The sequence below is a fragment of the Pseudomonas sp. 2822-17 genome, from assembly GCF_002742485.1.
In the GTDB taxonomy this organism is placed as follows: Bacteria; Pseudomonadota; Gammaproteobacteria; order Pseudomonadales; family Pseudomonadaceae; genus Aquipseudomonas; species Aquipseudomonas cyclaminis.
Genome location: NZ_LJRZ01000295.1, coordinates 260,113 through 271,911, shown reverse-complemented (window position 1 = coordinate 271,911; position 11,799 = coordinate 260,113). Strand labels below are relative to the sequence as shown.

Below are 11,799 nucleotides of genomic sequence, written 5' to 3'. Positions count from 1 at the left end.
CTTACCGGCCTGCGCGATCCAATGTGGGAGAGGGCAAGCCCCTCCCACATTGGCCATGTTCCTACAGTGGCAGCTGTGTAGGGCTTAGTGCTGCAGGATTTTCTCAAGGAAGTGCTGTGCACGCTCGGAGCGGGCGCTGATGTCGCCGAAGAATTCTTCTTTCGGGCAGTCTTCGATGATCTTGCCGGCGTCCATGAAGATCACGCGGTCGGCGACTTTACGGGCGAAACCCATTTCGTGGGTCACGCACATCATGGTCATGCCTTCATGGGCCAGTTGCACCATCACGTCCAGCACTTCGTTGACCATTTCCGGGTCCAGGGCCGAGGTCGGTTCGTCGAACAGCATGACGATCGGGTCCATGGCCAGGGCGCGGGCAATCGCCACACGTTGCTGTTGGCCACCGGAGAGTTGGCCGGGGTGCTTGTGGGCGTGCGCCGACAGGCCGACGCGCTCCAGCAGTTGCAGGCCTTTCTTGGTGGCTTCTTCCTTGCTGCGGCCCAGCACCTTGATCTGCGCGATGGTCAGGTTTTCGGTGATGGTCAGGTGCGGGAACAGTTCGAAGTGCTGGAACACCATGCCCACGCGCGAACGCAATTTCGGCAGGTTGGTCTTCGGGTCGGCGATGGAGGTGCCGTCGACCACGATGTCGCCCTTCTGGAAGGGTTCCAGCGCGTTGACGCACTTGATCAGCGTGGACTTACCCGAGCCCGAAGGCCCGCACACCACGATCACTTCGCCTTTTTTGACATCAGTGCTGCAATCGGTCAGCACCTGGAAGTCGCCATACCACTTGTTGATGTTCTTGATAGAGATCATACGGCAAACCTTTTTTGCAGACGCTTGACCAGCAGCGAGGCGGAAAAGCTGATGATGAAGTAGACGACACCGGCAAAGATCAGGAACTCATTGGAGCGGCCGATGATGTCGCCGTTGGAGCGGGCGGAGTTGAGGAAGTCCACCAGGCCCACGGTGTAGACCAGCGAGGTGTCCTGGAACAGGATGATGCTCTGTTGCAGCAGCAACGGGGTCATCTTGCGGAACGCCTGGGGCAGGATGATCAGGCGCATGGTCTGGCCATAGGTCATGCCCATCGCTTGTGCTGCGCCCATCTGGCCCTTGGGGATCGACTGCACGCCGGCCCGTACGATCTCACAGAAGTACGCGGCTTCGAACATCATGAAGGCCACGACGCAGGAGGTGAACGCACCGATCGGCGTGTCTTCGCCGGTGATCCAGCGCAACACGAACGGCACCGCCAGGTAGAACCAGGTGATCACCAGCAGCAGCGGGATCGAGCGGAAGTAGTTCACGTAGGCGCCGGCCACGCGCGACAGCAGTTTGCTGGACGACAGGCGCATCAGCGCCAGGACCGTCCCCAGTGCGATGCCGCCGATCACGCCCATGACCATCAACTGCAGGGTCATGACCATGCCGTTCCACAGGCCCGGGATGGCGGGGATGATGCCGCTGAAATCGAGTTCCATTATTTACCCCCCACGGAGATCAGGCCGGGCACCGCGACTTTCTTCTCGACCACACGCATCAGCAGCATAAGGCTCATGTTCAGGGTGAAGTAGATCAGCGTGGCCAGGGTGAAGGCTTCAAACAGGTTGGCCGAGAACTCGGCGGTCTGCTTGGTTTGCGCCAGCAGTTCCATCAAGCCGATCAAGGACGCCACGGAGGAGTTCTTGAACACGTTGAGGAATTCCGAGGTAAGCGGCGGAATGATGATGCGGTAGGCCTGGGGCAGCAGCACGTTCCAGTAGATCTGCGGCAGCTTGAAGCCCATGGCGCGCGCAGCGGCCTCTTGGCCCCGTGGCAGCGCCTGGATGCCGGTGCGCACTTGCTCACACACGCGGGCAGCGGTGAACAGGCCCAGGCACACGACAACGCTCAGGTAGGCCGAGGTGGTCGGGTTGAGGTCCTGTTTGTACCAGTCCTGCAGGTTTTGCGGCAGCAGGTCGGGTATCAGGAAATACCAGATGAACAGCTGAACCAGCAGCGGCACGTTACGAAACAGTTCCACGTAGCAGGTCGCGATGCCCGATACGAGGCGGTTTGGCACGGTGCGCATGACCCCCAGAATGGAGCCCAGCAGCAAGGCGATAATCCACGCCACGACAGCGATGGCAATGGTCCAGCCCAGGCCGGCGATGTACCAGTCGAGATAAGTCTCGCTGCCCACGCCGGTGGACTTGAAGAACACGCCCCAGTCCCAGTTGTAATTCATTAGGGTCTCCCCTCGAAGTCGATCGATGTACAAGCACCCGCTTGGGGAAGATCCATTCCCACCTGACGATGAACGCCAGGCACACGCGATCGGCTCGAAAACCGCCAGGTCGAGTGTTCCAAGTTAAAGCCAGCAGGTAATTACAGACGCCTGAGGGAGGGTTGGCTCCCTCAGGACATAAGCTTAGTCAGGTATCAGATTTTTACTTCTGGCGCTGGTTTGTCGCTAGGGTTAGCGATCAGATCCTTGACTTTGTCGCTCATCGGGAAGTTCAGGTTCAGGCCTTTCGGTGGGATCGGGCTTTCGAACCATTTGGCGTAGATCTTGTTGATCTCGCCGGACTTGTACAGGGCGACAATGGCGTCATCCACGGCTTTCTTGAAGTCCGGGTCGCCTTTGCGAACCATGCAGGCGTAGGCTTCGAAAGACTGCGGAGTACCGGTGATGACCCAATCATCCGGCTTCTTGGCCTTGGCTTCTTCGCCGGCCAGCAGGGCGTCGTCCATCATGAACGCAACGGCGCGGCCGCTTTCGAGCATCTGGAAGGATTCGCCGTGGTCTTTGGCGGAGATGACGTTCATGCCCATCTGCTTGTCGGCGTTCATCGCTTTGATGATGCGCTCGGACGTGGTGCCGGCGGTGGTCACGACGTTCTTGCCTTTGAGGTCAGCGAAGTCAGCGTAGGAAGGCTTGCCTTCCTTGTCTTTCTTGACCAGCAGGCGGGTGCCGATTTCGAAGATGTTGACGGTGAAGTCGACTTGCTGGGCGCGCTCGGTGTTGTTGGTGGTGGAGCCGCACTCAAGGTCCGCAGTGCCGTTCTGGATCAGCGGGATACGGGTTTGCGAGGTGACCAGGTTGTACTTGGTCTTCAGGTCGGGCTTGTTCAGGTCTTTTTTCAGTTGCTCAACGACAGCCACTTGAATGTCGTGGGAGTAACCAACGGGTTTGCCCGAACCATCCGCGATGTAGGAAAACGGAATGGAGCTGTCGCGGTGAGCGAGGGTGATGGTGCCGGAGTCGTTGATTTTCTTCAGTGTGCCGGTGAGTTCGGCGGCAAAAACTGGAGTGCTGATCAGAGCAGCAGCGATAGCTGCGCCCAGGATATGGGGAACGATGCGCATCAATACTTCCTCGACATTTGTTTTTTTTATGAAGCCAGTTAGACGGCTCTCTTGTACAGCGAATGCCCTTGACGGCTCCTGAGGCGTCCCAGGCAATCGTCCAAGAGTGTAGAGCATGAGTCGTGCCAGGCCAGGCGTAAAAGCTTAACTGGTTGATTTATATGGTTATTAACTTTGTGTGACGGTAAATATGTAACTGTTTAATCCGGCAAACCGACTAGGCCGGGGTGTCGCGTTCGGAAAACCGAATGATCTGGCCAACATAAAAAAGCCCCTGGGCCTCACGGCGCAGGGGCTTTTGTACGATGCGTCTGTCAGGCCGCCTGGATCTTGCTGCGGTTCTGCTCAACCTGGGACAGATAGCGTTGCAGGTTGTCCTGCTCTTGCGGAGTGGTGAACAGGCCAAGCTTGGTGCGGCGCCACAGCACGTCCTGCGGTTGGGTCGCCCATTCTTCAGCACACAGGTAGTCGACTTCGCGGGTATACAGGCCACCACCCAAGTGGTCGCCGAGGTCGGCCAGCGATTGCACACCCTCCAGCAGGCGCCAGCTGCGGCTGCCGTAAGTGGTGGACCAGCGGCGTGCGATTTCGCTTGGCACCCAGTCGAATTTGCAGCGAATCGCTTCGGCCAGCGCTTCTGGCGTGGTCATGTGTTCGCCGCCCGGCAGGCTGGCCTTGGCGGTCCAGCTCGGGCGCATCTGGGTGAAGTACGGGGCCAATTGCGCCATCGCCGACTCGGCAAGCTTGCGATAGGTGGTCAGCTTGCCGCCAAACACCGACAGGATCGGCGCCTCGCCCGAACCACCAGACAGTGACAAGGTGTAATCGCGGGTGATGGCCGATGGGTTATCCGACTCGTCGTTGCACAGCGGGCGCACGCCTGAGTAGGTGTGGACGATGTCATCGCGGCTCAGTTGCTTCTTGAAGTGTGCGTTGACCACCTTGAGCATGTAGTCGGTTTCACCTTCGGTGATCGCCACTTTCGCCGGGTCGCCGGTGTATTCGCGGTCAGTGGTGCCGATGATGGTCAGGTGGTTCAGGTACGGAATGGTAAAAACGATGCGTTGGTCTTCGTTCTGCAGGATGTGCGCGTGGGCGCCCTCGTACAGTTTCGGCACGATCAGGTGGCTGCCCTGGATCAGGCGGATGCCGTAGGGCGAATCCAGCTTCAGGTCGTCCTTGATGAATTTGGCGACCCACGGGCCAGCGGCATTCACCAGCGCGCGGGCGCGGATCGAGAAGAGGCTGCCATCGGCGCGTTCCATGTTCATGTCCCACATGCCGTTGCTGCGGTGTGCGCTGATGCAACGGGTCTGGGTGTGGATGTGCGCGCCTTTTTCACGGGCGGCCATGGCGTTGAGTACGACCAGGCGGGCGTCATCGACCCAGCAGTCGGAATACTCGAAACCCTTGGTGATTTCGCTTTTCAACGGGCTGTCGGCGCCGAACTTGAGGCTTTTGGAGCCGGCGAGCTTTTCACGCTTGCCCAGGTGGTCGTACAGGAACAGGCCTGCGCGGATCATCCACGCCGGGCGCAGATGCGGGCGGTGCGGCAATACAAAGCGCATCTGCTTGACGATGTGCGGGGCCTTGGCCAGCAGCACTTCACGTTCGGCCAGCGCTTCACGCACCAGGCGGAATTCGTAATGCTCCAGGTAGCGCAGGCCACCGTGGATCAGCTTGCTGCTGGCGGAGGAGGTGTGGCTGGCCAGGTCGTCCTTTTCGCAAAGGAACACCGACAAACCGCGACCGGCTGCGTCCGCTGCTATGCCGACGCCGTTGATCCCGCCGCCGATCACGGCAACGTCATAGATTTCGGCAAGCGGTGGAGCAGGCAAGGTGGAAGGGTTCATCGGCTGGCCTCGCGATTTTTTCGTCTTTTAATTCGAACATTAATGTTCATTTGCGAAAATGGTAGCTGATAAACGCGGGCACAGCCACCCGACTTTGATTGAAAAAACTCATCAAAGGGTAGGGAAAGGAAGAATTGTGAACATGATTCTTGGAGGGTGGGTGTCGGATAGATCGCCATCGGGGGCAAGCCCCCTCCCACATTTTGATCGGTGTGCCCATTCAAAGGTGGGAGGGGGCTTGCCCCCGATGGCGGTGTTGCAGGCGCTACACGACTTCCAGCCGAACCTTATGCTCATTGAGCAACTGCACCAACGCCGGCACCGGCTGCTGGTCGGTCACCAAACAGTCCACCAGGCTGATCGGCCCCAGGCGAATCATGGCGTTGCGCCCGAATTTGCTGGAGTCGGCCGCCAGGATCACCTGGCGCGCATTGGCGATGATCGCTTGGGAAACCCTGACTTCCTGGTAATCGAAATCCAGCAGGCTGCCGTCTTCATCAATGCCGCTGATACCGACCAAGGCAAAGTCGACCTTGAACTGGTTGATGAAGTCCACGCTGGCCTGGCCCACCACGCCGCCGTCACGCCTTACGTTACCGCCGGTCAGCAGCACGTCGAAGTCATCCTTGGCGCTGAGCATGGTGGCGACGTTGAGGTTGTTGGTGATGATTTTCAGGTGGTTGTGATTGAGCAGCGCACGGGCGATGGACTCGGTCGTGGTGCCGATATTGATGAACAGCGAGGCGTGATCGGGGATTTGCGCGGCGATGGCTTCGCCGATGCGCTGTTTCTCGTCGCGCATCTGGTCGGCACGCATGGCGTACGCGGTGTTTTCCACGCTGGAGTCATAGGCTGCGCCGCCGTGGTAGCGGCGCAGCAGATTGGCGTCCGCCAGTTGGTTGATATCGCGGCGGATGGTTTGCGGGGTGACAACGAACAACTGCGCCATTTCCTCGATACTCACGTAGCCGCGTTCGCGGACCAGTTCGAGGATTTGTTGTTGGCGGGGAGGCAGATTCATGGGGCGTCCTTTGGGCTGCCATACAAAAGTGGCCCATGATGACGCAGGAATCTGCTCCCGACCAGTTACAACCGGCGCTTGGCTTATTCGGCGCCTTCGTGCGGTTCCCAATCGCGGGTGCGGCTGACGGCTTTTTGCCAGCCGGCGTAGAGTTTCTCTTTGGCCGCTTCATCCAGCTGTGGTTCGAATTCGCGCTCGATCACTGCCTTGCCACGCAACTCGTCCAGGCTGCCCCAGAAACCACAGGCCAGGCCTGCCAGGTAGGCGGCGCCCAATGCCGTGGTCTCGCGCATTTGCGGGCGCTCGACCTGGGTGCCGAGGATGTCGGCCTGGAACTGCATCAGGAAGTTGTTGGCGACCGCGCCGCCGTCCACACGCAGGGCTTTGAGGCGTTCGCCGGAGTCCTGCTGCATGGCGTCGAGAACGTCGCGGGTCTGGTAGGCAATCGACTCCAGGGCTGCACGAATAATGTGATCCACACGTACGCCACGGGTCAGGCCGAACAGCGCGCCACGGGCGTAGGGGTCCCAGTACGGAGCGCCCAGGCCGGTGAAGGCTGGGACCAGATACACACCATTGCTGTCCTTGACCTTGCCGGCGAAGTATTCGGTGTCGGTGGCGTCGGCGATGATCTTCAGTTCATCGCGCAGCCACTGCACGGTGGAACCACCGTTGAAGACCGCGCCTTCCAGGGCGTAAGCCACTTCGCCACGCGGGCCGCAGGCGATGGTGGTCAACATGCCGTGCTTGGATTTCACCGCTTTGTCGCCGGTGTTCATCAGCAGGAAGCAGCCGGTGCCGTAGGTGTTCTTGGCCTGGCCGGCTTCCACGCACATCTGGCCGAACAGCGCCGCTTGCTGGTCACCGGCAATACCGCCAATGGCAATGCCGCTTTTGGTGCGGCCATAGATTTCCGAGGAGGATTTCACTTCCGGCAGCATTTCGCGCGGAACGTCGAGGATCTCCAGCATCTTCGCGTCCCACTCCAACGTGTGGATGTTGAAGAGCATGGTGCGTGACGCGTTGGTGTAATCGGTGACGTGGGTCTTGCCGCCGGTAAATTTCCAGATCAGCCAGCTGTCCACGGTGCCGAACAGCAGCTCGCCGTTGCGTGCGCGCTCGCGGCTGCCTTCGACGTTATCGAGGATCCACTTGAGCTTGGTGCCGGAGAAGTACGGGTCGGTGACCAGGCCGGTGGTGTCGCTGATGTACTGTTCGTGGCCGTCACGCTTGAGCTGCTGGCAGATCTCGGTGCTGCGGCGACATTGCCAGACGATGGCGTTGTAGATCGGGCGGCCGGTGATTTTGTCCCACACCACGGTGGTTTCACGCTGGTTAGTGATACCGATGGCGGCGACCTGGTCATGGTGCAGACCAGCCTGGGCCAGGGCTTCGACCATGACCGCGCTCTGGGTGGCGAAGATTTCCATCGGATCGTGTTCGACCCAGCCAGCTTGCGGGTAGTGCTGAGCGAATTCACGCTGGGCGGTGCAGACCACGTTAGCGTCACGATCAAAGATGATCGCCCGCGAACTGGTGGTGCCCTGATCAAGGGCAATGATGTAGTTCTTATTCTGAATGTCGGTCATGTCGATTGCCTTGGACGAGAAATAAGGGAGTGGATCAACAGCCTGGGCCACTAAAAGGGCAGTAGGGACCAGGCGGTGTTATCAGGAAATACGGGTTTCGCCAGTGACGGCGGTGTCTTGGGTTTCAGCTACAGCAGGTGCGGCGCTCGGCAGATGACGGGCAATCAGCCCGCGATAGGCCGCAGCACCCAGGCATGCGCCGACAATCGGCGCGAAAACGGGTACGAGGAAGTAAGGAATATCGCGCCCGCCAGTAAAGGCCATTTCACCCCAACCCGCGAAAAAGGTCATCAGCTTGGGCCCGAAATCCCGCGCCGGGTTCATCGCAAAGCCGGTCAACGGCCCCATGGCACTGCCAATTACTGCAATCAGCAGGCCGATCAGCAGCGGAGCCAACGGGCCGCGTGGCAAGCCATTGTTGTCATCGGTCAGGGCCATGATCACGCCCATCAGGATGGCGGTGATGACCATTTCCACCAGGAACGCCTGTGCAGTACTCAGCAGCGCATGTGGATACGTGGAGAACACTGAGGCCAATTCCAGGCTGGCCTGGGTACCGCGCACCAGATGGTGGGTTTGTTCGTAATCGAAAAACAGATTGCTGTAGAGCGTGTACACCAGCGCAGCGGAGCAGAACGCGCCGGCCACTTGGGCAAGGATATAGAAAGGCAGTTTGCGCTTTTCGAAATCGGCGAAAAGGCACAGGGCGATGCTGACGGCTGGATTGAGGTGAGCCCCGGAAATACCGGCGCTCAGGTAGATCGCCATGCTGACGCCGATCCCCCAGATAATGCTGATTTCCCACAGACCAAAGCTGGCACCCGCGACCTTGAGCGCAGCGACACATCCTGTACCGAAGAAGATCAGAAGCGCAGTCCCCAGGAATTCGGCCATGCATTGGCTCGAAAGTGAAGGCTGTTGAAGAGCAGTTGTCATGGAAAACCTCGATTGTTGTTCTTGTCTGGCGCACCGCCTCAACGGACGGTTGCGCGATTTTCACCGTGACGAGGATCCCCATCCAAGGCACGGCTTACTGCTGGAGCGCTGTAGGAACATTCGTACAGTGTTCGTAAGCGAAAAAATATAGACAAGAATGACCGCTGTCAAAGGTCGAAAGTGAACGGTCGGTCACTTTCTAACTATGGGTTTGATGAATGATCATGCTTGCTCCATGGACTATCGGCTGGAGAGAGGTGCGCACTAGAGCGTTTTACGTGGGCTTGGCCTAGAATTGGCCATCTGTTAGCCACCGCCGGAGACGTCATGACCCCCGCATTGGATTTGTTGAAAAAAGTTCGCGCCGAACATCGCATCCACAGTTATGAACACGATCCCAAGGCCGCTTCCTATGGTCTGGAAGCCGCAGAGAAATTGGGCCTAGACCGGGCGCAGGTGTTCAAGACCTTATTGGCCAGCAGTGAAAAGGGCGAATTATTGGTGGCGGTGGTGCCGGTCGTCGGAAGTCTGGACTTGAAAGCCTTGGCGCAGGCGGCGGGGGTGAAAAAAGTAGAAATGGCCGATCCGGCTGCGGCCCAGCGTTCTACCGGCTACCTGTTGGGCGGCATCAGCCCGCTGGGGCAGAAGAAGCGTCTGCGCACATTTATCGATGTGACGGCGCAGCCGTTTGCAACGATTTTTGTCAGTGCGGGCAGAAGGGGGCTGGAGGTGGAGCTGTCGGCGCAGGCGCTGGCTGAACACACCCAGGCCAAGTTCGCGCCGATTGGCAGGGAGTAATCTCAGGCTCCGGTGAGCTCCAATGTGTTTTCAGGTCGGGCTGTGGCGTCGTACGCCGGATTCGGCTTGAGGGATCTGCGCGGCAACGCTGCCCGAGGCCTGAAACAGCACCAGATGTTCGGCCGCCACGCGAATCCCCACATCCGCCCCTACCTGATGATCGGCATGGCTGGGGAAAATCGATTCCAGTTGCGCGCCAGTCGGCAGTTGCAAGCGGTACAAGGTCGATGCGCCGAGGAATGTCTTGCCGACGATCCGTGCTTTCAACGCGCTGTCCGGCGCATAGACGATGTCATCCGGGCGCAGCAGTACATCCACCGCGCCACCGGTCGGCCAGGTGTAGGCGCGATTGCCGCGCAGGTCACCCAGTTCGGTGCTGACGGATTCGGGCGAGCTCAGTTGGCCACGAATGAAATAACCCTGGCCGATAAAGCTCGCGACGTAAGGTGTCTGCGGTTCGTGGTAGAGGTTGTAGGGCGTGTCCCACTGCTCCAGCCGGCCTTCCTTGAACACACCCACTTGATCGCTGACGGCGAAGGCTTCTTCCTGATCATGGGTGACCAGGATCGCACTGGTGCCGCGTGCCTTGAGGATGTCGCGCACCTCATGGCTGAGCTTGCGCCGCAGTTCGCCATCGAGGTTGGAGAAGGGTTCGTCCAGCAGCAGCAGTTGCGGCTCCGGGGCGAGGGCGCGGGCGAGGGCGACACGTTGCTGCTGGCCGCCGGACAGTTCGTGGGGGAAGCGCTTGCCCAGATTCTTCAGGTTGACCAGCTCCAGCAGTTCGGCGACTACGCGGTCCTTTTGCGGATGCTTGCGGATACCGAACGCGATGTTGTCGGCCACGCTGAGGTGGGGAAACAGCGCGTAGTCCTGGAACACCATACCGATGCGACGTTTCTCCGGTGCCAGGGTAAAACCGGCACTGGATATCACTTCGCCCGCCAGGCTGATTTCGCCTTCGTGCACTGGCTCAAAGCCTGCAATGGCACGCAAGGTGGTGGTTTTGCCGCAGCCCGAGGAACCGAGCAGGCAACCGATATCACCCGCGTTGAGGTGCAGATTGAGGTTCTGCACCACCCGTTGATCTTGATAGCCGCATGCCAGATTGCGCAGGTTCAGCAGAAGGGGCTGGCTCATGCGTGGTGGTACGACGGTGGGACGAGGAATTCGAGCAGGGCCTTCTGGGCGTGCAGACGGTTTTCGGCTTGGTCCCAGGCGACCGAACGCTCATCGTCAAGCAGGTCGAGGCTGATTTCTTCACCCCGGTGGGCGGGCAGGCAGTGCATGAACAGCACATCCGGCGCAGCCAGGTCGAGCAACGCGCGGTTCACCTGGAACGGTGCGAACAGGGCCAGGCGCTTGGCGGTTTCGTCTTCCTGGCCCATGGAGGTCCAGACGTCGGTGCTGACCAGATGCGCGCCGAGTACGGCTTCACGTGGGTCGCGCACGAGGGTGACGCGATCGCCAGCCAGCGCCAGGAAGCGCGCATCCGGCTCGTAGCCTTCCGGGCAGGCAATGCGCAGCTGGAAGTCGAACTGAATCGCCGCTTCTATATAGCTGTTGCACATGTTGTTGCCGTCGCCGATCCAGGCCACGGTTTTGCCTTGGATCGAGCCGCGATGTTCCAGGAACGTCTGCATGTCGGCCAGCAACTGGCAGGGGTGCAGGTCATCGGAGAGGCCGTTGATCACTGGAACCCGTGAGTTGGCGGAAAATTCGGTAACGGTGCTATGGGCAAATGTGCGGATCATCACCGCATCGAGCATGCGCGACATGACGCGGGCGCTGTCGGCGACTGGTTCGCCACGGCCCAATTGAGTGTCGCGCGAGGACAGAAAGATAGCTTGGCCACCCAACTGGATCATGCCGGCTTCAAAGGACACACGGGTGCGGGTCGACGACTTCTCGAAAATCATGCCGAGAACGCGGTTTTTCAAAGGCTCGAACAGTACGCCGCGGTTACGCAGGTCTTTAAGCTCAATGCCTCGACGGATCACGCTGACCAGCTCTTCGGGCGTGCAATCCATCAGGGAGAGAAAGTGCCTTGCGCTCATCATTAACTACCTTTTTGCAACAGACCGCAGATACTCAAAGCCTTGTTTATTGTGACAACGGGCGAGACCTGCGGCGAAAGCCGCACGGGGCGACGAAATAGGGGAAGGCGCGATATTGACATTAAATGTCGCGTCTTACCAATAGGGCTACGTTTTTAGGGGTGTTCAAGAAGGGCGCGAGAGCGCTTTTGAAG

Annotated in this window: 11 protein-coding genes; 1 reads left to right on the top strand and 10 read right to left on the bottom strand. The window is 59.4% G+C overall.

The window, feature by feature from the left end:
* Nucleotides 1-84 precede the first annotated feature (84 nt).
* From AOA60_RS05360 to AOA60_RS05325, 8 genes are all read right to left on the bottom strand, one after another.
* Entirely contained in the window at nt 85-819 is a 735-nt protein-coding gene (locus AOA60_RS05360; protein ID WP_049709764.1) for an amino acid ABC transporter ATP-binding protein, read from the bottom strand.
* The gene (locus AOA60_RS05355; RefSeq protein WP_099583496.1) at nt 816-1,487 is read right to left on the bottom strand and encodes an amino acid ABC transporter permease; all 672 of its coding nucleotides are present in this window, start codon (nt 1,485-1,487) and stop codon (nt 816-818) included. Before AOA60_RS05355 ends, AOA60_RS05360 begins: the two co-directional genes overlap by 4 nt.
* Nucleotides 1,487-2,233: an amino acid ABC transporter permease gene (locus AOA60_RS05350; RefSeq protein WP_024073702.1), complete on the bottom strand. Its 747-nt coding sequence runs from the start codon at nt 2,231-2,233 to the stop codon at nt 1,487-1,489. The genes AOA60_RS05355 and AOA60_RS05350 overlap by 1 nt, the downstream gene beginning before the upstream one ends.
* 194 nt (nt 2,234-2,427) lie before the next feature.
* Nucleotides 2,428-3,354, bottom strand: coding sequence for a glutamate/aspartate ABC transporter substrate-binding protein (locus tag AOA60_RS05345; RefSeq protein WP_099583495.1), 927 nt, complete (start codon nt 3,352-3,354; stop codon nt 2,428-2,430).
* 314 nt (nt 3,355-3,668) lie between these two features.
* A complete protein-coding gene (glpD, locus tag AOA60_RS05340) occupies nt 3,669-5,207 on the bottom strand; it encodes a glycerol-3-phosphate dehydrogenase (RefSeq protein ID WP_099583494.1) in 1,539 nt (512 codons plus the stop codon).
* Between the two features lie 265 nt (nt 5,208-5,472).
* A complete protein-coding gene (locus AOA60_RS05335) occupies nt 5,473-6,228 on the bottom strand; it encodes a DeoR/GlpR family transcriptional regulator (protein ID WP_017526345.1) in 756 nt (251 codons plus the stop codon).
* Between the two features lie 83 nt (nt 6,229-6,311).
* On the bottom strand, nt 6,312-7,817 hold the full coding sequence (glpK, locus tag AOA60_RS05330; RefSeq protein WP_017137034.1) for a glycerol kinase GlpK: 1,506 nt from the start codon (nt 7,815-7,817) through the stop codon (nt 6,312-6,314).
* A gap of 81 nt (nt 7,818-7,898) precedes the next feature.
* Complete coding sequence (locus AOA60_RS05325; protein ID WP_099583493.1) at nt 7,899-8,753, bottom strand: MIP/aquaporin family protein; 855 nt, start codon at nt 8,751-8,753, stop codon at nt 7,899-7,901.
* Between the two features lie 327 nt (nt 8,754-9,080).
* On the opposite strand from AOA60_RS05325, the gene ybaK reads away from it, so the two are divergent.
* Nucleotides 9,081-9,551: a Cys-tRNA(Pro) deacylase gene (gene ybaK, locus AOA60_RS05320; RefSeq protein WP_099583492.1), complete on the top strand. Its 471-nt coding sequence runs from the start codon at nt 9,081-9,083 to the stop codon at nt 9,549-9,551.
* 30 nt (nt 9,552-9,581) lie between these two features.
* On the opposite strand, the gene AOA60_RS05315 is transcribed toward ybaK, so the two are convergent.
* Together AOA60_RS05315 and argF are read right to left on the bottom strand one after the other, a co-directional pair.
* Nucleotides 9,582-10,688, bottom strand: coding sequence for an ABC transporter ATP-binding protein (locus tag AOA60_RS05315; RefSeq protein WP_099583491.1), 1,107 nt, complete (start codon nt 10,686-10,688; stop codon nt 9,582-9,584).
* Entirely contained in the window at nt 10,685-11,605 is a 921-nt protein-coding gene (gene argF / locus AOA60_RS05310) for an ornithine carbamoyltransferase (protein WP_099583490.1), read from the bottom strand. Before argF ends, AOA60_RS05315 begins: the two co-directional genes overlap by 4 nt.
* Nucleotides 11,606-11,799: the final 194 nt, after the last annotated feature.